Here is a 23,736-nt window from a genome sequence, read left to right on the forward strand (position 1 = left end):
ACCAAAGCCGGCACAAGCCTTCCAGCAGAAGTCAGCATCATCCGCACCACCACCCAAACCGCCCCACCCCCACAACCCATCACGATCTAACACCCAAACCCGTTCACAACCACTTGACACAAAGCGCGGCGCGGCACATGTGTCACTTTCCCCAGGTCGCTGCAGGGGCGGACGGCAGATCTGTCACAACCGCCGCCCCTACGCCTCCTGCTGCTGGGCCATGCGCCAGCGGATCCCGGCCTCGAGGAAGCCGCCGATGTCGCCGTCCAGCACCTTTTGCGGGTCGCCCACCTCGTACTCGGTGCGCAGGTCCTTCACCATCTGGTACGGGTGTAGCACGTAGGAACGCATCTGGTTGCCCCAGCTTGCGTTGCCGCCGGCGCCGAGCGCCTCCATCTCCGCCTTTTCTTCCTGGCGCTTCTTTTCCAACAACTTGGACTGCAAGACGTTCAGCGCCGAGGCCTTGTTCTGAATCTGGGACTTCTCGTTTTGGCAGGTCACCACGATGCCGGTGGGCAGGTGGGTGATGCGCACCGCGGAGTCGGTGGTGTTCACGCTCTGCCCGCCGGGGCCGGAGGAGCGGTAGACGTCCACGCGGATGTCGGAGTCCGGGATGTCGATGTGGTCGGTCTGCTCCACCACAGGAAGCACCTCCACCTCGGCGAAGGAGGTTTGGCGGCGGCCCTGGTTGTCAAAGGGCGAGATGCGCACGAGCCGGTGCGCCCCCTGCTCCACCGAGAGCTGGCCGTACAGGTACTCGCCGTGCACGACGAAGGTGGCGGATTTGATACCGGCCTCTTCGGCGTAGGAGATGTCGTAGACATCCACCTTGTGGCCGGCCTTTTCCGCCCAGCGGGTGTACATGCGCATCAGCATTTCGGCCCAGTCCGCCGCGTCCACGCCGCCGGCGCCGGAGCGGATGTTCACCACGGCCTCGCGCTGGTCGTATTCCCCGGAGAGCATGGTTTGCACCTCCAGCGAGTCGATCTGCGCGGCGACGTCCGCCAGCTCCTCGTCGGCCATCGCCGCGTCGCCTTCTTCTTCGGCCAGTTCGTACATGACCGGCAGGTCGTCGATACGCGAGCGCAGCGAGGACACCTTCTTCAGCCGCGCCTGCACATTCGACAGCTCCGTGGTGACCTTCTGCGCGTGAGCCGGATCGTCCCACAGCGACGGATCGCCTGCCTGCGCCTCAAGCTCGCGGGCGCGCTCGCGGAGTGCGTCGAGGTCCATCACCTTCTCAATGGTGGAAAGGGTGGAGCGTAAGTCCTTGATCCGCGCGTGAGTCTCCGGCTGCATAAGGGGGAAGTCTAGCGAACAGGCTGACGAAACAGCCAAGACGGGATAAGGTGGCTCGAGACCCCACACGGGCGCCCGGGGCACCGGGCTGAGATCGCGCTGATGCCAGCGCGAGCACCGTTCGAACCTGTCTGGTTAGCACCAGCGAAGGAAGTAAAGGAGAAGGTCGTGTCACACACGCATGCCGACTTGTACGCAAACGAAATCCACCCGAAGCACTCCTATGCCCCGATCACGCACAACGGGCTGGAGGTGCCGGAGACCGCGATCCAGTTGGATGACTCCCCCACCGGCCCGAACGCGCCGTTCAAGGTCTACCGCACCCGCGGCCCGTACGCGGAGCCGGAGGTGGGCCTGCCCAACCTGCGCGGCGAGTGGATCACCGCCCGCGGCGACGTGGAGGAGTACACGGGCCGCGAACGCAACTTGCTTGACGACGGCCGCTCCGCCGTCAAACGCGGCAGCGCCAGCGAAGAGTGGCGGGGCGAATCACGCAAACCGCTTCGCGCCAAAGACGGCAAGCGCGTGACGCAGATGGCGTACGCCCGGCGCGGCGAGATCACCCGCGAGATGGAGTTCGTGGCGCTTCGGGAGCACTGCGACGTGGAAAAGGTGCGCGATGAGGTCGCCGCGGGGCGCGCGATCATTCCGAACAACGTCAACCACCCGGAGAGCGAGCCGATGATCATCGGCAACGCGTTTTTGACCAAGATCAACGCCAACATCGGCAACTCCGCAGTGACCTCCTCCATCCGCGAGGAGGTGGACAAGCTGCGTTGGGCCACCCGTTGGGGCGCGGACACCGTGATGGACCTGTCCACCGGCGACGACATCCACGCCACCCGTGAGTGGATTCTGCGCAACTCCCCGGTGCCGATCGGCACCGTGCCCATCTACCAGGCGCTGGAAAAAGTCAACGGCATTGCGGAAGACCTGACCTGGGAGATCTTCCGCGACACCGTGATCGAGCAGTGTGAGCAGGGCGTGGATTACATGACCGTCCACGCCGGCGTGCGCCTGCCGTACGTGCCACTGACGTCGAAGCGCGTCACCGGCATCGTCTCCCGCGGCGGCTCCATCATGGCCGGCTGGTGCCTGGCGCACCACAAGGAATCCTTCCTGTACGAGAACTTCGACGAGCTCTGCGAGATCTTCGCGCAGTACGACGTCGCATTCTCGCTTGGCGACGGGCTCCGCCCCGGCTCCGTGGCCGACGCCAACGACGCGGCCCAGTTCGCCGAGCTGAAGACCATCGGCGAACTGTGCAAGCGGGCCTGGGAGTACGACGTCCAAGTGATGATCGAGGGCCCCGGCCACGTGCCACTCAACATGATCCAGGTAAACAACGACAAGGAGCAGGAGTGGTGCGGCGGCGCGCCGTTCTACACCCTCGGCCCCTTGGTCACCGACATCGCGCCGGGTTACGACCACATCACCTCCGCCATCGGCGCGGCCAACATCGCCATGGGCGGCACGGCCATGCTCTGCTACGTCACCCCCAAGGAACACCTGGGACTGCCCAACCGCGACGACGTGAAGACGGGCGTGATCACGTACAAGGTCGCGGCGCACGCGGCCGACGTGGCGAAGGGCCACCCGGGCGCGCGCGACTGGGACGACGCGATGAGCAAGGCCCGCTTCGAGTTCCGCTGGCACGACCAGTTCGCGCTCTCCCTCGACCCGGAGACCGCGCAGTCCTACCACGACGAGACGCTGCCGGCGGAGCCCGCGAAGACGGCGCACTTCTGCTCCATGTGCGGGCCGAAGTTCTGCTCTATGCGCATCAGCCAGGACATCCGCGACGAGTTCGGCGACCAGATCGCGGACCTGGGCATGCCCACCTTTGACTTCGACGCCACGCCCGACCCGGTGACGGGCCCGGCCGCGCGCGAGGGCGAGCAAGAGATGGCGCGGGAGTTCCGCGACCTGGGTTCCAACGTCTACCTCGAGGAGAACGAGGAAGCCGCAGACGTTGCTGCAACCGCCGCAGACGCGGCAGGCACCGCTACCCCGTCTGCGCAATAATGGCTGCGTGACGGAAGCAACCAGCACTGCAGCATTCATCGAGGCCCACCGCGCATCCACCGATGCCGAGCTGGCCGCGGCGCTCGTTGAGCACGCCGGCCAGCTCGCGCTCCGCATGCGCACGGCGGGCGTCGGCACCGACTTCAAGACGTCGATTTCTGACGTGGTGACCGACGCGGACCGCGCCGCCGAGCGGTTTGTGGCCGATGTGCTCGCTGAGCTGCGCAGCGACGACGGCGTCCTCGGCGAGGAAGGCGCGGACCGCCCGTCCGCCACGGGCCGAACCTGGGTGATCGACCCGGTGGACGGCACCTACAACTTCTCGCAAGGCTCGGATTACTTCTGTTCGGCGCTCGCACTTGTCGATGCCGGCTCCGCCCACACCCCCGCCATCGGTGCTATCCACCGCCCCGCCACGGGCACGACCTGGCTGGCGGCGCACGGTAAGGCCACGCGTGATGGGGTGGAGCTTGGGGAGTTGCCGGAGGCGTCGCTAAGCGAGAGCGCCGTGGTGACGTACCTGCACCCCACGTCCTTGACCGACGACGAGGTGCGGGAAACCTGGCTGCGCGTGGTCACCGGCGCCGCCACCCTGCGTATGCAGGGCGCGGGGTCTGTGGATCTGTCCAACCTCGCGTCCGGGCAGATGGGCGCGTGGCTACAGCACACGGTGCCGGATTGGGATTGGCTACCGGGCAAGGCGCTTGTCGAGGCCGCGGGCGGGCGGTGCGTCACGGTCGACGCCGGCGGAGTGACCTGGTGTGTGGCGGGTAACCCGCGGGTGGTCGACGAGATCGTGTGCAGGCTCCGCGGCTAGCGCCCGCCGGCTGCCCCGCTAGGGCAGGCGGAAACCGCCCGGCATGTCGCTGAGCGCGGTGTCCATACGCAACGAGCCTGTCGGCGCGTGGACAGGGCCCTGCAGCGGCGTCCGGCAGGAGACGTTAAACGGCGGGCCCCAGATGCCGCCGTTGATCATGCCGATGACGCGGTCGCCCTCCATGAGGGGCGCTCCCGAATCGCCCTGCATCGCGCACACGTGGTTCGTGTTGCGGGTGCCCCAATCACTGATGGTGTAGCCGCAAGTGGTGCCCGACGCCACGCCGGTCTTGCACACCACGCCCCCCGCCGGCACAGGCGCGCCGCCGAGGTGGTTGACGGTGACGCCGTTGTAGCTGCGCGTGACCTCGGTGTTGGGGGCCAACGTGATCACGGCGTAGTCCAGATCGTGGTTGACGTGGGTGATCATCCCGGTGCGGCCGAGCTGCGGGGCATCCGCCGAGCGCACGGCATCGCCCACCTCGCCGCAGTGGCCAGCCGTGATGGCGACCTTCTGCCCGCGGTCGTTGTAACCGGCCACGGTAGTGGTGCAGATGACCTCCTGGCCGGGCACAGAGCCGACGTAGATCGGGGTGCTGGGGCCGTAGAGCGCGTGGCCGCGGCGCAGCGCTGCGTCGGACTCCGGCGGGGTACGCGGCGCGTCGAAGAACGAGCCAGGGACGCGGTGCAGCACGCGATCCACTGTGGGCTTACCGGCGAGCGCCTTGGAGATCGGGTCGGTGCGCCAGACGTAATTCTGCAGGTCTTCAACCGGCGCTTCGGCGTTTTGCGCGTCCGCTGCCGGGCTGCCCGCAGCCGCCGAAACAACGAGCATGATCGCGGCGGCAATCGTTCGGGCGGCGAGCAAGCGGCGCATGGCATCCCCAATCACATTGGCAACAGCAGTATCAACGAACATATTCAACCACACCTCGCGGCGACGTGGGGACGCATTGAAATTGCACCGCAAAGCCTGCTCCTTCCTCCCTCTCCCCGTGGCCGACCCGTGGGGGAAGCGGTACGTTGAGCGCATGCAGGACAGCCGACCCCAACAGCAACGCCTGATCGTCCCTGACCTCGCCCGCGGCACCGCGCTGTTGGGCATCGCCATGGCCAACGCTGCCCAGGCGTGGGTGATCAACGGCTGGTCCGAGGACCAGTCCCGCGTCGGCTGGACCGTCGGCGGCGTGCGGCCCGGCAGCGTCGCGGACCATATCAGCGCCATCTTCGCCGCCATGTTCGTCCACGTGCGCGGTCTGCCGATGTTCTCCACGCTCCTCGGCGTCGGGTTCGGCCTCGTCGCCGCCAGCCTCTACCGCAAGCACTACCCCGCCAAGCAGGCCCGGCGTGTGCTGTGGCGGCGCTACGGGATTCTCGCGCTGTTCGGCCTCGCACACGCATTCCTGCTCTTCTACGGCGACATCATGCTCACCTACGGCCTGATCGGCATTGTGCTTGCTTTCATGCTCACACTCAGTTCACGGACACTGCGAATCATCGCCTACAGCATCCTCGGCATCTTCACGGCGATGGGCGTGATGGGCGCGTTCGCGTCCCTGTACTTCGACGCCGGCGCCGGCATCATCGAGTCCGCCCCTACCGCCACGCTGGACAGCCTAGGCGCATATTTCAGCACGAACGCTCAAATGGCGCTCGGGCTCTTGGCCATGCAGCCGTTCGCCGCACTCCAGCTCGGCGCGCTCAGCATCATCGGCTTTGTGTGGGCGCGGGAGCGGGTGCTTATCGACGTCGCTTCGCACCGCCGTACCCTCATCACCTGGACCGTCATCGCGGGGCTGGTCATCGTCTGCGTCGGCCTGCCGTGGGGGCTGAGCGCCGCAGGCGTGCTGCCCGCCGAGTGGGAGATGCCGCTGTTCGTGCTGAACCAGGCCGTTGGCTACCTCACCGGCCCGGGCATCCTAGCCGCGCTCGCGCTCGCCACCGACAGCCTGCACAACCAGGTGCCCGGCTGGGCCCGCGCGTTCGTGGCCCTGGGCAAGCGCTCCATGTCCGGCTACCTCGCCCAGTCGTTCCTCTTCGTCCTCCTGTGCACGCCCGCGTTCCTGGGCATCGGCCTAAATGCCTCCGTCACCGGCAAGCTACTGCTCGGGCTGCTGGTCTGGGCGATCACCCTCCTGCTCGCGGTCGTATTGGACCGCGCCGGCAAACAAGGCCCCTTTGAGTGGGCGCACCGCCACCTCTCCTACGGCGCTACAGGAAGGATTGAGCCGAAATATGATCACGTTCAAGTCACTGGTTGAGATGACCCCGTTTGAGGTCCACCAGCTGTACAAGCTGCGCGTGGACGTCTTCGTCGCCGAGCAACATTGCCCCTACAACGAGATTGACGACCAAGACGCGGACCCCGACACCCGCCACATCCTCGCCTTCGACCGCGAGGCGCTCGTCGGCTGCGCCCGCGTCTTCCCCACCAAGAACGGGTCCCGCTTCGGCCGCTTCGTGGTCCACCCCAGCCACCGAGGCTCTGGTCTGGGCCCGGATATTGTTCGCGCCGGCATCGAGTACACCGAGAGATTCCCCGGCGACCTCGTCATCGAGGCCCAGGCCGGGCTGGTGGGCTACTACTCCCAGTTCGGTTTTGTGGCCGAGGGCGAAGAGTTTCTGGACACCGGTGTCCCCCACCGCGCCATGCGTCTGACACGCGGAGCTCGTCGATAGGCTAGGTGCGCTCCCCGCGGTCCAGCACGAAGCCCTCGGGGAACTTCCACGAGTCGTCCTCTGCGTCGTACTCCAGCTCGGGGCGCTCGACCTCGTTGCCCTCCGCGTCGTAGCCCGGCGCGGGCTTGTTCTCGCCCTGCTCGAGCTTCTCCGCGGTATCCGTCTTTTCCCAGGTGCGCGACCGTGTCTTGCGCGCCGCCGCGGAGTCGTCGTTCATTGCCTTAACCAGCGAATACATCATGACGAAGTACATAAAGAAGAACGGCAGGGCGATGATGATCACCACTTGCTGCAGGGCTTCGATGCCGGAGTCGTTGATGAACAGCAGCGCGCCCGTAACCAGGCCGACGGCGACGACCCAGCCCACGCGGTAGTAGGTGGGCGACTTGTTCTCCTCACCCGAGGCGAACATGTCCATCACCATGGCGGCGGAGTCCATCGAGGTGACGAAGTAGAACACGATCACCACGAGCGCCACGGTGCCGGTGATGGCGTACAGCGGGTACTCGGCCAACAGGGAAAACAGCGCCTGCGGTGTGTCGCCCTCCTCCACCACCGGGGTGGTCAGCACACCCGGGTCCTGCTCCTCCATGTCAATGGCGGCGCGGCCGAAGATGGAAAACCACACGAGGTCGAACGTGGTGGGCAAAAGCAGCGTGCCGCCGATGAACTCGCGAACGGTGCGGCCGCGGGAAATGCGGGCGAAGAACATGCCCACAAAGGGCGACCAGCAAATGGTCCAGGCCCAGTAGAAGGCGGTCCAGGTGGCGTGCCAGCCGGGGTTGTCGTTGTAGGAATCCACCCAGAACATCAGCTCCGGAAGCGACTGCGCGTAGATGCCGAAGGACTCGGTGATCTGCCCCAGAAGCTTCAGGGTGGGGCCGGTGAGCAGCACGAAGATCATCAACGCGATGGTGCCGGCGATGTTGAGGTTGGACAGGATCTTCACGCCCTTGTCCAGGCCTGTGGCCACGGAGATGGAGGCGGCGATGGTGATGGCGCAGATGATCGCGATCTGCACCGGGGTGACCAGCGGCACGTCCCACAGAATGTTCATGCCGGCAGAGATCTGCAGCACGCCCAGGCCCACCGAGACGGCGAGGCCGAAGACTGTGCCGATGATGCCCAGGGCGTCGAGAAGCTTGCCCGGCGCCTCGTACACCTTGCCGCCGAGCAGCGGCGCGAACATCGACGACATGCGCGCGGGCATCTTCCGCTTATAGACGAAATACCCTACGGCCAGCCCCGGCAGCGTGAAGATGACCCACATGTGAATGCCGAAGTGGTAGTAGGTGAACTCGAAGGCCTGGATGATCGCGTCGCGACTCATCGAGTCGTACCCGCCGCGCGGCGGGTTGTAGGCGTGGTTGAGCGGCTCGGCGGCACCCCAAAACATCAGGGTCGCGCCCATGCCCGCGGCGAACAGCATGGCGAACCAGACCGGGTAGGAGTACTCCGGCTCGTCGTCATCGTCGCCGAGGCGCAGGTTGCCGTAACGGGAGACAAACACGCAGATGAGAAACACTAGGGTGGCGGATACGCCGCCGATGTAGAGCCACGTGAAGTGGTCCATCAACCAACCGGAGATGGCCGCGTAGGTCTGGCGCGCCTGGTCGCCGAACGCCAGCGTGGCGGCGACGAACACCAGGATGAAGCCCAACGCGGAAAAGAAAATGAGCGGGTCGGAGTGCAAGCGACGGGTGCGCGCCATGCGGGGTCCTAACTAACTATGTGCGAATGCGGTGAATAAGCGGTACGATCAAACAATGGTACCGGTTTGCTAGGCTTGCCCACCGGAAAACGGGGTTGAGAGGAATGAAATCCGTGGTTGCTGACGAGCAGAAGCTCCTCGAGCGCTTCATGTGGCTCTCCATCGGTGCAGCTGTGCTGACCATCGTGATGAAAGCAACGGCGGCGTGGGTGACCGGCTCCGTGGGCTTTTTGTCCGACGCTATCGAATCCGGCATTAACCTCATCGCCGCCGCCGTTGGCCTGTGGGCGCTGAAGTTGTCGGCCAAGCCTGCGGATGCGAACCACAACTTCGGCCACGCCCGTGCCGAGTACTTTTCGGCCCAGGTGGAAGGCTCGCTGATCCTCCTCGCCTCCGTGGCCATCATCTTCACCGCCATCGACAGGCTGATTAACCCGGCCCCTGTGGAGCAGGTTGGCATCGGTCTGGCCTTCTCTATCGCCGCCACCGCGCTCAACGGTGCGGTCGGCGTCGTGCTCATCCGCGCCGGAAGGAAGTACCGCTCTACCACGCTGGACGCCGACGGGCACCACGTGCTCACGGACGTGTGGACCACCGTCGGCGTCATTGTCGGCATGGCGCTGGTGTGGCTGACCGGGTGGCAGCCGCTGGACCCGATCGTCGCCCTCATCGTCGGCCTGAACATTTTGTTCACCGGCTACAACCTGCTCAAAGGCGCAATGCTCGGCCTGCTCTCCGAGGCGCTGCCGCAGGAAGAGACCGCGGTGGTCCACGCGTTCTTGGACGACTACGCCGCCGCGAACGGTGTGACCTTCACCTCCGTGCGCACTGCCGCCGCCGGCCGCCAGCGCACCGTCAGCTTGGTCATGCAGGTCCCCGGGGACTGGACCGTAGCCCGCGCCCACGACCACGCCGACGCCGTAGAGGAAGGCATGGCGCACGCCCTCGGCAGCGCAGAAACCATCGTGCACGTTGAGCCGCTGGGGCACCCCACCCGCACCGGCCCCCTGGAAATGTAGGGACGCGCGGATCTGCTAGTTACTGCGCGCCGTTTGTGGATGGGCACTAGAAGATCAGCCGTCCAGGTTTGCGTTTTCCCAGGTGGTGTTGGAAACGAGTTTCGGTAACAGCGTCATCTGCTAGTGGTGCCTCCGCGCTCCGAGCGGATCCGCTCACCCCGCCCAGGGAAAGAAAACCCGAACGGCCCCGCGGCAACGCCTAGGCTGACCACCATGGCTGATTCGATCAAGGACCCCGAGGTGTACGAAGCCCTCGTGCGCGAGGGCAACTCCAAATCCAAGGCCGCGGCGATAGCCAACGCGGCGGCGCGCGACGGCCGCTCAAAGGTCGGCGAGCGCGGCGGCGAGGCCGGTTCCTACGAGGACTGGACCAAGGAAGAGCTGTACAAACGCGCCCAGGAGCTCGACATCGACGGCCGCTCCGGGATGACCAAGGACGAGCTGATCGAGGCGCTGCGTGACTAAACCAGCTCTCGACCTGCGCTGCTACTTCGTCACCGGGCAAGGCCTCGACGTCGTCGAGCGCGCGCGCCAAGCCGCGGCCGGCGGCGCGGGCGTAATCCAGGTGCGCTCGAAGCCGATTTCGGCGCGCGAGCTCTACTCGCTCTCCCTCGCCGTCGCCGAGGCGGTGCATTCCGCGAATCCCCATGCACGCGTGCTTATCGACGACCGCGTCGACGTCGCGCTCGCCCTCCAGGGCCACGGCATCGCTGGCGTGCACGTCGGCCAAGACGACCTGGACGTGCGCGTGGTGCGCGAACTGCTCGGCCCGGAGGCGATTATCGGGCTGACCACCGGCACGCTCGATCTGGTCCGGGCCGCCAACGAACACAAGGACGTGATCGACTACATCGGCTGCGGGCCGTTCCGCGCGACACCGACGAAAGATTCGGGCCGCACCCCGATCGGGCTAGACGGCTACCCGGAGCTGGTGGCCGCCTCCGAGCTGCCCCTGGTGGCCATCGGTGATGTCACCGCGGACGATGCATACGACCTGGCGCGACAGGGTGTGGACGGGTTGGCCATCGTGCGTGGCATCATGCACGCAGCTGACGCGAGGGCGTACTGCGAGCGCGTCGTCGCCGAGTTCAAGCGAGCCACTTAGGGCCACCTAGCGCCACCTAAGACAAAACAGACCTCAGCGCGACGCGCGACCTGGGCTTTTGCGGCACCAAGTTCGCTGAGGTCTTGTTTATCCGCGGCACAGGTACCGCTGAGGTCTGGTTTGCCCCACGAGCTAGTACGAGCTGAACCCGTCGCCGGTCAGCTCGTGCACCTCGTCGCCGGTAATCGCCGGGTTGAACACGGACACCAGCACGAGGTCCTCGTCTTTGCCGCCGCGCAGGTAGTGCGGGTCGTGCTTGTCCAGCACGTAGATGGTGCCCGGGGTGATCGGGTAGACATTGCCGTCGGTGTCTTCGACCTCGCCGGAGCCGGCGATGCAGTAGCAGGCCTCCAGGTGGTTGCGGTATTCCAGCTTGGATTCGGTGCCGGCGCGGACCACGGTGTGGGCGACGGCAAACCCCATGTCGTCGCGAGCGGTGAGCAAGCGTTCGCTGGTGCCGCCGCCCCATTCGACGGTCTCGACGTCTTCGCGGGATCGGATGAACATGTTGCACTCTCCTTAAATCGGTCCTTGATTCGGTCTTGCACACTTGCACCTGCCACGGTATCGAAATTCCCAATAGCACCGACACGTTCGCGCTACCCTGTCAAGCGTGAACATCTCGGTCGTCGGCGCAGGCATCATCGGTTTGACCACAGCACTCACTCTCGCGGACCGCGGCCACGCGGTCACCGTCCACGACCCAGCCCCGGCCTCGGGCGCCTCGCACCACGCGGGCGGCATGCTCGCGCCGACCGCGGAGGTGGTGTACAAACAGGACCCGCTCTTTCCACTCATGCGCACGTCCGCCGAGTGGTACCCGGAGCTAATCGCGCTCACGGCCAAATACACGGACTTACCCACCGGTTACCGCACCGACGGCACGCTCGTGGTGGCGCGCGACATCGCGGACAAGACGCACCTGCGCGAACTCGGTGAGTACCAGTCCCGGCACGGCATGGCGGTGGATAAGCTCACCGTCCGCCAGGCCCGGAAGCTCGAGCCCGCCCTCTCCCCCGCCATCAACGGCGCGGTGGCCATCGACGGCGACCACCAGGTGCAGCCGCGCTTGTTCACGCGCGCGCTTCTCGACGCTTGCCGGTCCGCCGGCGTCACCTTCACCACCGACCACGTGAATTCGCTGGACGCTCCGGAAGGCGACCAGGTCGTCGTGGCCAACGGGCTCGGCGCCAGTGCACTCGTGCCAGGTCTTGACCTGCGCCCGGTGTACGGCGACGTGCTGCGCGTGCGGGTGCCACAGCACCAGTACCCGCTGCTCACGCGCGTGGTGCGCGGGTTTGTGGAGGACCGCCCCGTCTACCTCATCCCGCGCGAAGACGGCACGCTCACCATCGGCGCGACCACCCGCGAGGACGGCCGCGACCAGCCCCAGGTCCAGGGCGTCCACCAGCTGCTGCGCGACGCCATCGAGCTTGTTCCGGCCGTGGAGGAGTGCGACTTCGTCGAAGCCACCGCGGGCGCGCGCCCCGGCACGCGGGACGACTTGCCCTACCTGGGCCGGATAGACGAGCGGACCGTCGTGTCCACCGGCTACTTCCGGCACGGGATCTTGTTGGCGGCGTTGGGGGCGCGGGTTGGGGCGGGGCTCGTCGATAGGCAGGAGCCCGCAATAGACTTGTCAGCGTGCGACCCGAGGAGGCATTCATGAACATCACACTCAACGGAGCAGCAACCACAACCGACGCGGCCACCGTCGAGGCGCTGGTGGCGGAGGTCGGCGCCCCTGCCGACGGCACCGCGGTAGCCATCGACGGCGAGGTCGTGCCACGCTCGCAGTGGGGGCGCGAACTTCACGACGGCTGCTCCGCCGACATCCTCACCGCAGTGCAAGGAGGCTAAACGTGCTGGAAATCGCCGGAAAGCAGTTCGGCTCGCACCTGATCATGGGCACGGGCGGGGCGAGCTCCTTCGACATGCTCGAGCAGGCCCTGAAGGCCTCCGGCACGGAGCTGACCACGGTGGCGATGCGCCGCCACGCAGCCACAACCGGCGGCGGGGAGAGTGTGTTCGACCTGCTCAAGCGCCTGGATATCGCTCCGCTGCCGAACACGGCGGGGTGCCGCACCGCACGCGACGCCGTGATTACCGCGAAGCTCGCCCGCGAGGCGCTGGGCACGGATTGGGTCAAGCTAGAGGTCATCGCGGACGACCGCACGCTGCTGCCGGACGTGGTGGAGACGGTCGACGCCTGCGAGATGCTTATCGACGAAGGCTTCACCGTGCTGGCCTACACCTCCGACGACCCGGTGGCCGCCAAGCGCCTGGAAGATCTGGGCGCGGCAGCGGTGATGCCGTTGGGCTCGCCGATCGGCACCGGCCTGGGCATTTTGAACCCGCACAACATCGAACTGATCTGCTCTCGCGCCGAGGTGCCGGTGCTTATCGACGCCGGCGTGGGCACCGCCTCCGACGCCGCCCTGGCCATGGAGCTGGGCTGCTCGGGCGTGCTGCTGGCCAGCGCGGTGAACCGCTGCCAGGACCCGGTGGCGATGGCCCACGCCATGCGCCACGCGGTGGAGGCGGGCCGCCTGGCTCGAAGCGCGGGGCGTATCCCGCGGCGCGAGCACGCCGTGGCGTCTTCCACCTTCGACGGGCTGGCTAGCTGGGCCGATGAGGTGCTGTAGCGTGCTGCCCGAGCGAGAACTCAAACGCACCGCCCGCCAGATGAACCTGCCCGGCTTCGGCCCGGAGCAGCAGGAACGGCTACATAACTCCCACGTGCTGGTCATTGGCGCCGGCGGCCTGGGCTGCCCCATCATGCAGACGCTGGCGGCAACCGGCGTCGGCCACATCACCGTGTGGGACGACGACACGGTGGACCTGACCAACATCCACCGCCAAATCCTCTTCGGCGCGCAAGATGTGGGCCGCAGGAAGGTCGACGTGGCCGCCGAACGGTTGCGCGCGCTGCAGCCGGACATCCAGGTCACGGCCGTCAACGACCGGCTCACCCCCGACAATTTCCTTGAGGCGCTCGAGGGCATCGACCTGCTCATCGACGGCTCCGACACCTTCGCCACCAAATTCCTCGCCGCCGACGCCGCCGAGATCACCGGCACGCCGCTGATGTGGGGATCCGTGCTGCGCTACCGCGGCGACATCGCGCTATGGTGGTCCGGCCCCGGCGCGCCTGCGCACGGGGTGGGTCTTCGCGACCTCTACCCCACCCAGCCCGACGCGGACTCCGTGCCGGACTGCGCCACCGCCGGCGTGCTCGGCGTGACCACGTCTGTGGTCGGCTCGCTCATGTCCACCGAGGCCGTGAAGTTCCTCGCCGGCATCGGCGACGTGCACGTCGGCCGCCTGCACATGTACGACGCACTGACCACCACCATGCGCCAGTTCACTGTTGCCCGCGACCCGGCGCGCCCGCTCGCTTCCACGCTGGGCACGTATATCGACGCATGTGCCGCGCCGTCGACCGAGGGCCAGCAGCTTTTCGACGCGCTTGCGGCTCACAACCTCCCCTCCCTCGACGTGCGCGAACCCCACGAGAAGGCGATCGCGGATCTCCCCGCACCGGGGTTGAACCTGCCGCTCAGCGAGGTCGCGCGCGACCCGGAGGCCGCGGCGCGGGCGCTGTCCAGCTTCTCCCCCGGCGACGACGTGGTGGTCTACTGTGCGGGTGGCGTGCGCTCTGGCCGATTTGTCCAGGAGCACGCTGAGCTCGCCGAACGGTTGGGAATCACGCTGCACTCGCTGCCCGGAGGCGTCCAGCGCTGGGGATGAGGCGCGCGGTTTCCTCGCGCGCATGTTCGATACTTCAGCTCGCGGCTTCGTCCTCGCATTTATAATGTCGCGTTGTTCCATCACAACCGCATAAAGGAGGCGCCCTTGGGCGAAGTATTGAGAGCTGCCGTGCGCTGTGCAAAGGCACCGTCGCTCTACCCCTGTGAACTGAATATGTTGGCCGATATCGCGCTGTGCTGCGATGACCGCTCGGGCCCTGTACTGGACAACTCCGGCACGGTGCGCCAGGCACGGGCTGGCTACGTACCGGAGCTCGATCTGCCGGACGACGTGCAGGGCCTCAAAGCTAAGTTGTTGGAAAGCCACCTCTTCGTCTTCATCGCCACCGGCTGGCTCAAACCGGTGGAGGGCGCAGCCCACGACGGCGCCTACAAACTGAATGTCCCCCGCCTCCAGCGGCTGCTCGACGCGGCCGAGGCGGCAATGGCCGCCGGCCAGCCGGACCCGGATGCGCTCGAGCGCGCGGACCAGGAACTGGAAACCGATTTCCAGATTGACGCCCCCGACCTTGCTGACCAGGTAGACCGGCTCTTAGTGCACAACCCGGCCACGTAGGTCGCTCCCCCAAATCGCTCGCTGGTGGTTCAATGGGGCGCATGAAGTTTCTTGCTCTTTCCACCAGCGCCCACCGCTACGCCAACTCCGGTATCCACACCGGCATGTGGCTCGGCGAATTCACCCACTTCTACGACGTCCTTACCGACGCCGGCCACGAGGTCACCCTCGCCAGCGTCGACGGCGGTTCCGTGCCCATCGACCCGGTCAGCCTGAAAACCCCGGTGATCCAGCTCGGCGGCACGAACAAGCGCTACGAGGACCCCGACTTCATGGATCAGCTCGAAGGCACCCCCGCCATCGCCGACTTGAACCTAGACGAGTTCGACGGCATCTACCTCATCGGCGGCCACGGCACGCTCTTCGACTTCCAGAACGAGGCGGTCTCCCGCGCCGTCGCCCACTTTGCTGACAACGACAAGATCGTCTCCGCGGTGTGCCATGGCCCCGCAGGACTTCTCGACGTCACGCTCGCCGACGGCAGCAAGCTTCTCGACGGCCGCAAGGTCACCGGTTACTCCTGGGCCGAGGAGAAATTGGCCCGCCGCACCGAGGAAGTCCCCTACAGCCTGGAGGAAAAGCTGCGCGACCAGGCCGGCGAGTACACCACCGCCACGGTGCCAATGACCAAGCACGTCGTCGTGGACGGCAAGCTCATCACCGGCCAGAACCCGACGTCGGCTGCAGGGGTGGGCGAGGCGGTGCTGGAGCTGGCGGTATAACTCGAGGTCGGGGGGATCCGACCGACATGCAGAAACCCGGCCAGAGGATGTCTCCTCTGGCCGGGTTGTAATCAGAGCGTTTCGTAAAACTCTGTGACCAGCTCTAAGGTACTCCCTACAGAAATGCTTCCCGCCAAAACCCCCGCACATTTCCCGTTTCCTCCTGCGCAAATGCTGAACAACCCTCCTGACCAGCACTAACAGAACATTCCCGCAGGTGGTCACACACCCCGGCGAGGCGAGGAAAGCCACACGAAAAGGGACCTGCCACACCGTCCGAATGGACGAACACAACAGGTCCCTTTCGCTATCTCGGCACTCCAAACTGGAGCGCCAGTCGGTCTGTGGTTAGACCAACTGCACAATCGTCCCGGAGGGGTCGATGTCATCGCGTCCACCCCGAACGAAGCGACCAGTCTTTGCCGAACGGGTCACCTTACGGGCGTTACCCGTACCGGGACCTACTCGCTCAGTCGTGGTCTTGCCGGGCCACCGCGCAGCAGCAGCGTTGGAAACAAATCGTCCGGTCTTTGCGGAACGATGAACATAACGAGCCATAGCTCATTCCTTTCTGCGAAAAGTATCTTCGCGCGAAAAGTGAGAGTGAGCACGTTTCTTAGGTGAAACGCTGTGAACTCCGTTAGACTCGCCAGCATCACCACGAAGTGATAGGAGAGTCTAACCTCTCAAGCCGGGGCTGAGTTGCCGCTCAGTCCCGGCATTTACCTTAGACCATTGTGTCCAAAACGGACTATCACTACTACATCTAGTAGGTTCCCCCGTAGGTGGGTATTTTCGCCCGAAGCGCGTTTCCTATCGACCCAGCTCAAGGGGTACGGACAAAGAAAACAACCGCGCGCTTCTTGTGTCTGCTAGGTAGGATTTTGCCTTACAACTGTGTAATTAACCGCCAGTGAATTACGTCACATTAAAAGTAATGCGTACGACCACTGTGACGCCGGATTAACTAACGCGCCCTGCCCAGCCCCTAGTACAACGCCTGCGCCTCGTCAACCGGCAACGAGAAAACCACCTACTAAGTGATCCCACCGATTCACCTAGTAAGTGGCTCCATACGCGCTCCCCTCGGGACTGCCCTTCAGAGCACCAGGATGATGCAGCCACGCCGAGCGCGGCCAGCACCACCCCTTACCTACAGCATCGAGAAACGATCCACGAACGCTGTCAGCTTTCTGCCCACACGAGCGCGCACCTCATCGTGGTTTGCCTGTCGCCCAAACCTGGACGTGGTCGGCAAAAGCTTCGTCATCGCCGTGCCAGAGGTAGACACCACGCCAGTGCGAAGTGCTTCCTCCACAAACGAGTAGGTCTGGTCAGCTTTCAGCTTCTCTGCCTCGATCAACTCGTTGAGTTCCTGGTCACGCCGGATCGCCATGAACTGCTCCCAGCGCACATCCGTATCGCCGGACGCGCCAGCGCCGTCCTCGGAATCCATGAACTCTTCGATGAGGTCGCGCTTGTCGCGCAAGGTCGGAGACGCGTCGACACTACGCCCGATGATCGCACGAGTCTCCCGCGCGCCAGCCTCGTCGCCTTGCCCCTGTTTGGTCCGGTAATCGTCAATCAGCATGACGATGTAGTCCACGTTGATCTCAACCTGTTTTACCAGCTCGATTTCGAACACCAGCTGGTTATCATCCGGGGCATCAACGTGCGAGTTGTCCACCCCGCGCTCAGCGTCGCGACGTGCCTTGAACTCGTCGTGGAGGTCCAAGTACATCGACTTGTAATCCTGCGACTCGCGCTCAGTGATGAGCTTCTTGTCATGGAACTCATCGAAGGAAGTCAGGATGTTCTCCAGCTTGAGGATCTCACCGTAAATCTTCACAAACGCAACCTGCGCCTTCTCGGACACGATGAGTTCCCCAGCTGGGTAGAACTCCTTCAAATCCTCCACCTTGCGCTCGTAGTCCCGGTAGAAGTCCTTGAACGGGGCGAGGATCGCTACCTGAGCCGCATTATCAGCATTGCCGAACAACTCCAAGGCTTCGTTCGTGTTCTCGTCTAGGTCACGAAACGCCACGATATTGCCGTAGGTCTTTACAGAGTTGAGAATTCTGTTCGTGCGTGAATACGCCTGAATCAGCCCGTGCATCCGCAGGTTCTTGTCAACAAACAAGGTGTTGAGCGTAGTCGCATCAAACCCAGTCAAGAGCATGTTCACAACAATCACAAGGTCAATCTCGCGGTTTTTGATCCGCTGAGAGAGATCCTTGTAGTAATTCTCGAACGATTCTGGATCGTGCGCGTCGTAGTTGGTGGCGAACATCTCGTTGTAGTCGGACACCGCGCCCGCTAAGAACTCCAGATTGTCGCCGGAAAGCTTCGAGGTATCGAAGTCCTCATCCTCAATAATGTCTACCGCGCCGTTTGGAGTCGATTGCGCTGAGAAAATCGTCGCCACCTTCAAGCGCTGCTCTGGCGCAACGTGCTCTTGCTGTCGGGCGAACGCCTCATAATATGTCCGAGCTGCCGGAATGGAGTCAGTCGCAAACAGCGCATTAAAACCGCGCACGATCTTATCCGACTTCGTTGCATCAAGTGCGCCACGCTTGCGCACGGATTGCTCCACGTTGGTCACAACCTTGTGCATGTACGTCTGCCCGAGATCACGCTTCGTCTTCTGATCGAAATGTTCCAAGATGTAGCCAGTGATCGCTTCGACACGTCCGGGCGCGAGTAGTTCAGCCATTCGCTGCTCTACCGGGGAATGAGGATCAGGATCGACCGGCGCAAGCTCGTTGTATTCCACGCGGAACGGCAGCACGTTCTTATCCCGAATAGCGTCCACAATCGTGTACGCGTGGAGCAAGTCGCCGAAGGCTTGTGCTGTCGTTTGCAGGTTCGGGTTGGAGCCGACCTTGTTCTGATCGAAGATCGGGGTGCCGGTGAATCCGAAGAAGTTAGCCTTCTTGAACTTCTTCTTAATCGAGGTATGCATGCTGCCGAATTGAGAGCGGTGGCACTCATCGAAGATAAATACGGCGTGCTTGTTGTAGATCTCGCGCTTGTCGTTTCCGGCGATAAAGTGGCTCATCTTCTGGATGGTCGTGATCACGATCTTCGAGTCCGCCCGAGATAAATCAATCCCGCCCGTGGATTTACCCTCACGCTCGCGCTGCTCGATTTCTGCAAGCAACTCTTCGCGCGTGGAAAGTTGCTGCGAAAGGACGCGCGTGGACGTATTCGAGTTGGCTGCGCCCCTCTCGAAACGGTCGTACTCGCGGATGGTCTGGTAATCCAGATCCTTTCGATCCACGACGAAGATCACCTTGTCCACAGAATCCATCTCGGAAGCGAGCTGGGCGGTCTTAAACGAGGTAAGCGTCTTGCCTGAGCCAGTGGTGTGCCAGATGTAGCCGCCCGCGTTAATCGTTCCGAGCTGCTTGTTGAGCACAGATCGCTCGATTCGATTCAGGATGCGCTCGGCTGCTGCGATCTGATACGGACGCATGACCAGCAGCAGCTCATCGACAGTGAACACGCAGTACCTAGTAAGTACAGACAACAGCGTGTGCTTGGACATGAAAGTCTTGGCAAACGCGATCAGATCCGTGATCGGTTTATTGCTCGCATCCGCCCACCAAGAAGTGAACTCGAAGGAGTTCGAAGTCTTCTTCTTGTTCTTCCGGGGGTCAGTCTTACCCGCTGCTTCCTTCACATGCAGGTCACGAGTGGTATTTGAGTAGTACTTCGTCTGCGTTCCGTTGGAGATCACGAACAATTGGACGTATTGGAAAAGTCCCTCGTCCGCCCAGAAAGAATCGCGCTGGTAGCGGTCGATCTGGTTGAAGGCCTCGCGAATCGCCACACCCCGACGCTTTAGCTCGATATGGACAAGTGGAAGCCCGTTTACGAGTACGGTCACGTCATAGCGGTTGGATTGGCTGCCCTTGTCGCTACCCTTGGTTGAGTACTGGTTAATGACCTGAAGGGAATTCCGGTAGATGTTCGACTTGTCGATCAGTCGGATATTTTTTGTAGTGCCGTCATCTCGGATCAGGTTTTTCTCGTGATCAACATGGATTGTCCGAGTCTTCTCCACGATGCCCGACGACGGGTTTGCGATTTCCGCGTGGTAGAAGGTTTCCCACTCTGAATCTGTGAAGGCGTAATCGTTCAGGGCCTCGAGTTTGTGACGGAGGTTATCGCGCATTACTTCGGGAGTGCGAATATCCGCGTGCTCATACGCCTGGCTTTTGAGCTGCTTGATGAAAGCATCTTCAAGATCAAATTCAGACTGATACCCAGTAGCACTTTTGCCGTCTGCTACGTAGTTGGCTATGACCGTGGACGTGTCCGTGACCGCAACCGGGTCGGTGTAGACGTGTTGCGGGCGGGGCGAGAAGGAGCGAGATGGGTTCGTGAACTGTGCCATTTCGGATTACTCCTTCGCGTCGAAATCGAGAAGCTGGTCACGGTAGTACTCGTACTGCTTTTGACGTAGCTCGCGCTCTCGCTTCAGGTTGTCGACGTATTCCGTGAAAGTATCGAGCTTGGTGGCGATTTCTTCTTGGACCTCAAGCGGCGGGAGGGGGACCCCCACGCCTTGCACGACTTTAGAATTCAAGTTAGAAACTGTTCCGGAGCTTGCAACTCTGGCGAACTGGCTTTGGACTACTCCCGAGCTAAGAAGATAGTAAAGATAGTCAGGAATGCATGAGTCTTCGAAATCGCTGATTGACAGCCAGCCGTCATGAATCGCTCCTTCAATTTGAGTGATATACGGGCGACCAAAACTCATTGAGTTTGAGAGCACGAAATCGCCGGGATAAACCATGCGGGATTTCTGAGCACCCTCTTGAGTGACTCGCTCAGCAGTTTGGGTGATGAATTTTCCTCCGACCGGTACATCTCCGATCTTGATCCAAGGAATGCCGTCTGGATCATCCGTAGTGAACTTCTTAATGGGGCGGGGTGAAGCTCCACGGGCGACTGTCGCCAGATCGCCGATTCGCACCGTCCCAGCGGACACTACGTCAAGAAGTGCTTCTCGGGCGTTCTGGAACTGTTTTTCGCGCCCGGCGATCTCTTCCTCTAGCTCGCGGTCTAGCTCCACGAACTGATCGAGAATCCGCACGATCTCTTCCTGGACTCCAAGAGGTGGGAGGGGGATCTGAAGAACAGCAGCATCCTTGGCGTAAACGTGAGGAACCCCACCCCCTTTCTTAAGGTCATGCAGCTGGTCTTGCTTGGACTTAAGGACATGAAATACAAACTTGAGCAGCAAATGGTCATTATGCGACTGGATACTGAACGCGTCTGATACGAAAACAGGCTCATCCCAAAAACTTACAAATCCTGCATTAGCGCCAGAACCAGCAACAACGATTACCTTGCCTTCGCGGTTCGGTTTGTCGATGTAATATGCAGGGTTTAATCCTCCGGCGATTACAGGTACTTCGCCGGTTTGAATATTTTTCTTACTAATTGAAGTTCCACGCTTGAGTTCTGTAACCTCTCCGAGTGCGACTCGCTCTACTCCGTCGGGGCACAGCTCTTGAACTAGCTCATCGAGCTTACTCATCTGCGCCCACCTCACCTTCTAGGTCAGCCACGATCTCATCGATGGACTGGCGAAGGACTTCCTGGCGGGAGACGATCTGGCGCAGCTCCTCATTGAGAGCCTTAACGTCGATAACCTCGCGCACATCCTCGCGCTCGACGTAGGAGTTGATCGAGAGGTTGGAGTCGTTGTCGAGCACGTCCTCGTTGGAGACGAGCGCCGTCTCGTACTCGACCTCTTCACGATCCTCGTAGAGCTTCAGGATTGCGTCCTGGTGCTCGGGGAAGAGCTTGTTGTTCTTGCCCACGCGCTTGAAGTGCTTGGACGCGTCCACGAACAGGATGGAGTTGTCTTCCTTGGATTTCTTCAGCACAAGGATGCAGGTAGCAATCGGCGTGCCGAAGAACAGGTCTGCCGGAAGCTGGATGACAGCCTGGACGAAGTTGTTCTTGATAAGGTACTCGCGGATCTGCTTCTCCGCACCCCCGCGATACATCGCACCGGGGAACTCAACAATGGCTGCAGTGCCATCTACGTCGAGGTACGACAGCATATGCATTGTGAACGCGAGATCCGCCTTGGATTTCGGTGCAAGCACACCAGCAGGTGAGTAACGATCATCGTTAATCAGCACTGGGTTGTCTGCGCCCTCCCAGTGGATCGAATATGGCGGGTTAGACACGATTGCATCGAACGGCTCAATATCGTCGTGAAGCGGGTTGATGAGTGTGTCCCCACGCTGAATATCGAAGGATTCAAACCCAATATCGTGCAAGAACATATTCATGCGGGCGAGATTATACGTGGTGATGTTGATCTCTTGCCCATAGAACCCGCCGACGTTCTCCTTGCCCAGCACCTTGGCGAACTTCAGCAGTAGCGAGCCGGAGCCACACGCTGGGTCGTATACCTGGCGCACCTTTTCCTTGCCCGATGCCGCAATTCGGGCGAGTAGCTCGGAGACTTCTTGGGGAGTGAAGAATTCACCACCAGACTTACCCGCGTTGGACGCATACATCTGCATGAGGAATTCGTATGCGTCACCGAACAGATCGATGGAGTTGTCCTCGAAGCTGCCAAGGGGAAGTGCCGCGACTGCATCGAGCAGTTGCACGAGTTTTTTGTTTCGCTCAGCCACGGTCGCGCCCAGCTTCGTGGAGTTGACCTGGAAATCATCGAAAAGTCCCTTGAAGTCATCTTCGGATTCTGTACCGACCGCGCTGGATTCGATATTACGGAGAACCAGCTCGATAGTCTCATTGAGGTTGGGGTCATCGTGTGCCTTCGCCTGGACATTTTTGAAAAGCTGCGACGGCAGGATGAAGAAGCCCTTGTCCTGGACTACACCCGCGCGTCCGTATTCTGCGTCCTCATCCGAGAGGTTTGCGTAATCAAGTTCAGAGTCTTCAGCGTTGAGGTACGCGGTGAGGTTTTCCGAGATAAAGCGGTAGAACAGCATGTTGAGCACGTAACTCTTGAAATCCCACCCATCGACTGACCCACGAAGACCGTTCGCAATCTTCCAGATGGTCTTATGTAACTCCGTGCGCTGCGCAAAGCCGCCGGCTGGAGCATTTTCTGCTACCTCTTTAGCAATATCAGCCATGGTTAGTGTGCTTCCTAATGAGTTGTTTCCGAACCCCTCAATCCTCTCATACCCACTCCTCTATTCACTCGAAAAGGAAACGTGTCCGAATCGTTCCGTGCTTTACCCAGTGAGCATTTACCGGGGGTTGCGACGGTCGGAGCCGAGAGCGGCAACCGAAGCGGCTGCGGATCGGCCATGAACAGAAACCACCCACAGCTAGCCGTACTAAACCACTCCGGCACGAGTCGCAGTGAGCCTATATCCATGTTCCTGGCCGTAACCTTTCGAGGTCGGGTCCAGGGTAGTGGCGTAGTTGTTTGCGCTCCCGGCTCGGTATTCGGTTGGGGTTAGGCGATTAGGTCGCCGCCGTGATTTTCTGCTGTGCGGTGCATAAGGTGTTTGGTGTGTTCGAGTGCAGACAGTGACATGTAGCGTTTCTGCTGGGTACAGTCCTTGTGTTATGGGGCAATGCCCCAGCCCCCAGAGCGGATGATGGAATCGCGGTTCGGGATCCTAATAGCGCCGGCAAGCCGGCGAATTTTCCGGTTCAACCATTCAGCGAGGTTGTTCGACCACACCTTCGCACATTCCGATTTCGGGACTGCGATAAGACGCCAACGCCTGGTCGAGTGTTTCCTCCAGATACCGCTCTAGCTTGCGGGAATTTCGGTCTTAGCAGGTCAACAACTTCGTGTGAATGTGCCCAGTCGGGCAGGGCATCAGGTCGTTGGTGGGTTGTTTGGAACAACGTCGAGATCGTGTCAATCGCGTTTTCGTGCACCTCTCGTGGAGGTTCCCTAAAAGTGGGTATAGTACCGCCGCTACGGCGCACCAGGCAGCACTTCGGAAAAGGCGTGCTGGATGCCTTCGTGAACATCACTGGTGAACCAAAGACCCCGTGAAGCGCCACGGATTTGTA

General features: G+C 62.4%; 21 protein-coding genes. 13 read left to right on the forward strand and 8 right to left on the reverse strand.

Features of this window, described 5'->3' with window-relative positions; genetic code table 11:
• Positions 1 to 198: 198 nt before the first annotated feature.
• Positions 199 to 1,299, reverse strand: a complete 1,101-nt coding sequence (gene prfB, locus HF989_RS05475; RefSeq protein ID WP_168684633.1) for a peptide chain release factor 2 — start codon at positions 1,297 to 1,299, stop codon at positions 199 to 201.
• Positions 1,300 to 1,467: 168 nt separating this feature from the next.
• Between prfB and thiC the strand changes: the two genes are divergently transcribed.
• Positions 1,468 to 3,324 carry a phosphomethylpyrimidine synthase ThiC gene (gene thiC, locus HF989_RS05480; RefSeq protein WP_168684635.1) on the forward strand — a complete coding sequence of 619 codons (1,857 nt, stop codon included), beginning with the start codon at positions 1,468 to 1,470 and terminating at the stop codon, positions 3,322 to 3,324.
• Between the two features lie 7 nt (positions 3,325 to 3,331).
• Entirely contained in the window at positions 3,332 to 4,141 is an 810-nt protein-coding gene (locus HF989_RS05485) for an inositol monophosphatase family protein (RefSeq protein ID WP_168684637.1), read from the forward strand.
• Between the two features lie 18 nt (positions 4,142 to 4,159).
• On the opposite strand, the gene HF989_RS05490 is transcribed toward HF989_RS05485, so the two are convergent.
• Positions 4,160 to 5,059 carry a S1 family peptidase gene (locus tag HF989_RS05490; protein ID WP_246233820.1) on the reverse strand — a complete coding sequence of 300 codons (900 nt, stop codon included), beginning with the start codon at positions 5,057 to 5,059 and terminating at the stop codon, positions 4,160 to 4,162.
• Between the two features lie 112 nt (positions 5,060 to 5,171).
• Between HF989_RS05490 and HF989_RS05495 the strand changes: the two genes are divergently transcribed.
• Positions 5,172 to 6,401 carry a DUF418 domain-containing protein gene (locus tag HF989_RS05495; protein WP_168684638.1) on the forward strand — a complete coding sequence of 410 codons (1,230 nt, stop codon included), beginning with the start codon at positions 5,172 to 5,174 and terminating at the stop codon, positions 6,399 to 6,401.
• Positions 6,376 to 6,819 carry a GNAT family N-acetyltransferase gene (locus HF989_RS05500; protein ID WP_168684640.1) on the forward strand — a complete coding sequence of 148 codons (444 nt, stop codon included), beginning with the start codon at positions 6,376 to 6,378 and terminating at the stop codon, positions 6,817 to 6,819. The genes HF989_RS05495 and HF989_RS05500 overlap by 26 nt, the downstream gene beginning before the upstream one ends.
• Before the next feature lies 1 nt (position 6,820).
• Here HF989_RS05500 and HF989_RS05505 read toward each other — a convergent pair whose 3' ends face one another.
• The gene (locus tag HF989_RS05505) at positions 6,821 to 8,530 is read right to left on the reverse strand and encodes a BCCT family transporter (RefSeq protein WP_168684642.1); all 1,710 of its coding nucleotides are present in this window, start codon (positions 8,528 to 8,530) and stop codon (positions 6,821 to 6,823) included.
• 104 nt (positions 8,531 to 8,634) lie between these two features.
• Between HF989_RS05505 and HF989_RS05510 the strand changes: the two genes are divergently transcribed.
• The 3 genes from HF989_RS05510 to HF989_RS05520 all read left to right on the forward strand — a co-directional run bounded on the left by HF989_RS05510 (position 8,635) and on the right by HF989_RS05520 (position 10,654).
• Positions 8,635 to 9,549, forward strand: coding sequence for a cation diffusion facilitator family transporter (locus HF989_RS05510; RefSeq protein WP_168684644.1), 915 nt, complete (start codon positions 8,635 to 8,637; stop codon positions 9,547 to 9,549).
• A gap of 213 nt (positions 9,550 to 9,762) precedes the next feature.
• Positions 9,763 to 10,014: a DUF7218 family protein gene (locus HF989_RS05515; RefSeq protein ID WP_168684646.1), complete on the forward strand. Its 252-nt coding sequence runs from the start codon at positions 9,763 to 9,765 to the stop codon at positions 10,012 to 10,014.
• The gene (locus HF989_RS05520; protein ID WP_168684647.1) at positions 10,007 to 10,654 is read left to right on the forward strand and encodes a thiamine phosphate synthase; all 648 of its coding nucleotides are present in this window, start codon (positions 10,007 to 10,009) and stop codon (positions 10,652 to 10,654) included. Before HF989_RS05515 ends, HF989_RS05520 begins: the two co-directional genes overlap by 8 nt.
• 132 nt (positions 10,655 to 10,786) lie before the next feature.
• Here the strand turns inward: HF989_RS05520 and HF989_RS05525 are convergent, their stop codons facing one another.
• Entirely contained in the window at positions 10,787 to 11,161 is a 375-nt protein-coding gene (locus tag HF989_RS05525; RefSeq protein WP_168684649.1) for an ectoine synthase, read from the reverse strand.
• Between the two features lie 97 nt (positions 11,162 to 11,258).
• On the opposite strand from HF989_RS05525, the gene thiO reads away from it, so the two are divergent.
• The 6 genes from thiO to HF989_RS05555 all read left to right on the forward strand — a co-directional run bounded on the left by thiO (position 11,259) and on the right by HF989_RS05555 (position 15,702).
• On the forward strand, positions 11,259 to 12,323 hold the full coding sequence (thiO, locus tag HF989_RS05530; RefSeq protein WP_168684845.1) for a glycine oxidase ThiO: 1,065 nt from the start codon (positions 11,259 to 11,261) through the stop codon (positions 12,321 to 12,323).
• Complete coding sequence (gene thiS / locus HF989_RS05535; RefSeq protein ID WP_168684651.1) at positions 12,320 to 12,514, forward strand: sulfur carrier protein ThiS; 195 nt, start codon at positions 12,320 to 12,322, stop codon at positions 12,512 to 12,514. Before thiO ends, thiS begins: the two co-directional genes overlap by 4 nt.
• A 2-nt stretch (positions 12,515 to 12,516) precedes the next feature.
• On the forward strand, positions 12,517 to 13,299 hold the full coding sequence (locus HF989_RS05540; protein WP_168684653.1) for a thiazole synthase: 783 nt from the start codon (positions 12,517 to 12,519) through the stop codon (positions 13,297 to 13,299).
• On the forward strand, positions 13,286 to 14,404 hold the full coding sequence (locus HF989_RS05545; protein ID WP_168684655.1) for a ThiF family adenylyltransferase: 1,119 nt from the start codon (positions 13,286 to 13,288) through the stop codon (positions 14,402 to 14,404). The genes HF989_RS05540 and HF989_RS05545 overlap by 14 nt, the downstream gene beginning before the upstream one ends.
• Positions 14,405 to 14,578: 174 nt before the next feature.
• Positions 14,579 to 14,980: a hypothetical protein gene (locus HF989_RS05550; RefSeq protein WP_168684658.1), complete on the forward strand. Its 402-nt coding sequence runs from the start codon at positions 14,579 to 14,581 to the stop codon at positions 14,978 to 14,980.
• Positions 14,981 to 15,021: 41 nt separating this feature from the next.
• Complete coding sequence (locus tag HF989_RS05555; RefSeq protein WP_168684662.1) at positions 15,022 to 15,702, forward strand: type 1 glutamine amidotransferase domain-containing protein; 681 nt, start codon at positions 15,022 to 15,024, stop codon at positions 15,700 to 15,702.
• A 1,153-nt stretch (positions 15,703 to 16,855) separates the two neighbouring features.
• Here the strand turns inward: HF989_RS05555 and HF989_RS05560 are convergent.
• The 4 genes from HF989_RS05560 to HF989_RS10925 all read right to left on the reverse strand — a co-directional run bounded on the left by HF989_RS05560 (position 16,856) and on the right by HF989_RS10925 (position 23,461).
• Entirely contained in the window at positions 16,856 to 20,101 is a 3,246-nt protein-coding gene (locus HF989_RS05560) for a type I restriction endonuclease subunit R (protein WP_168684664.1), read from the reverse strand.
• A gap of 6 nt (positions 20,102 to 20,107) precedes the next feature.
• The gene (locus HF989_RS05565; protein ID WP_168684666.1) at positions 20,108 to 21,250 is read right to left on the reverse strand and encodes a restriction endonuclease subunit S; all 1,143 of its coding nucleotides are present in this window, start codon (positions 21,248 to 21,250) and stop codon (positions 20,108 to 20,110) included.
• Complete coding sequence (locus HF989_RS05570; RefSeq protein ID WP_168684667.1) at positions 21,243 to 22,835, reverse strand: type I restriction-modification system subunit M; 1,593 nt, start codon at positions 22,833 to 22,835, stop codon at positions 21,243 to 21,245. Before HF989_RS05570 ends, HF989_RS05565 begins: the two co-directional genes overlap by 8 nt.
• Before the next feature lie 440 nt (positions 22,836 to 23,275).
• Entirely contained in the window at positions 23,276 to 23,461 is a 186-nt protein-coding gene (locus HF989_RS10925; protein ID WP_168684847.1) for a transposase, read from the reverse strand.
• Positions 23,462 to 23,736 lie beyond the last annotated feature (275 nt).

It is taken from the genome of Corynebacterium mucifaciens (assembly GCF_012396315.1).
Lineage (GTDB): Bacteria > Actinomycetota > Actinomycetes > Mycobacteriales > Mycobacteriaceae > Corynebacterium > Corynebacterium mucifaciens.

Excerpts from the sequence above, each read along its gene's own strand:
- prfB (WP_168684633.1), bottom strand. The coding sequence starts at position 1,299 with ATGCAGCCGGAGACTCACGCGCGGATCAAGGACTTACGCTCCACCCTT.
- HF989_RS05490 (WP_246233820.1), bottom strand. The coding sequence starts at position 5,059 with ATGTTCGTTGATACTGCTGTTGCCAATGTGATTGGGGATGCCATGCGC.
- HF989_RS05495 (WP_168684638.1), top strand. The coding sequence starts at position 5,172 with ATGCAGGACAGCCGACCCCAACAGCAACGCCTGATCGTCCCTGACCTC.
- HF989_RS05500 (WP_168684640.1), top strand. The coding sequence starts at position 6,376 with ATGATCACGTTCAAGTCACTGGTTGAGATGACCCCGTTTGAGGTCCAC.
- HF989_RS05505 (WP_168684642.1), bottom strand. The coding sequence starts at position 8,530 with ATGGCGCGCACCCGTCGCTTGCACTCCGACCCGCTCATTTTCTTTTCC.
- HF989_RS05510 (WP_168684644.1), top strand. The coding sequence starts at position 8,635 with ATGAAATCCGTGGTTGCTGACGAGCAGAAGCTCCTCGAGCGCTTCATG.
- HF989_RS05515 (WP_168684646.1), top strand. The coding sequence starts at position 9,763 with ATGGCTGATTCGATCAAGGACCCCGAGGTGTACGAAGCCCTCGTGCGC.
- HF989_RS05525 (WP_168684649.1), bottom strand. The coding sequence starts at position 11,161 with ATGTTCATCCGATCCCGCGAAGACGTCGAGACCGTCGAATGGGGCGGC.
- thiS (WP_168684651.1), top strand. The coding sequence starts at position 12,320 with ATGAACATCACACTCAACGGAGCAGCAACCACAACCGACGCGGCCACC.
- HF989_RS05545 (WP_168684655.1), top strand. The coding sequence starts at position 13,286 with ATGAGGTGCTGTAGCGTGCTGCCCGAGCGAGAACTCAAACGCACCGCC.
- HF989_RS05550 (WP_168684658.1), top strand. The coding sequence starts at position 14,579 with ATGTTGGCCGATATCGCGCTGTGCTGCGATGACCGCTCGGGCCCTGTA.
- HF989_RS05555 (WP_168684662.1), top strand. The coding sequence starts at position 15,022 with ATGAAGTTTCTTGCTCTTTCCACCAGCGCCCACCGCTACGCCAACTCC.
- HF989_RS05560 (WP_168684664.1), bottom strand. The coding sequence starts at position 20,101 with ATGGCACAGTTCACGAACCCATCTCGCTCCTTCTCGCCCCGCCCGCAA.
- HF989_RS05565 (WP_168684666.1), bottom strand. The coding sequence starts at position 21,250 with ATGAGTAAGCTCGATGAGCTAGTTCAAGAGCTGTGCCCCGACGGAGTA.
- HF989_RS05570 (WP_168684667.1), bottom strand. The coding sequence starts at position 22,835 with ATGGCTGATATTGCTAAAGAGGTAGCAGAAAATGCTCCAGCCGGCGGC.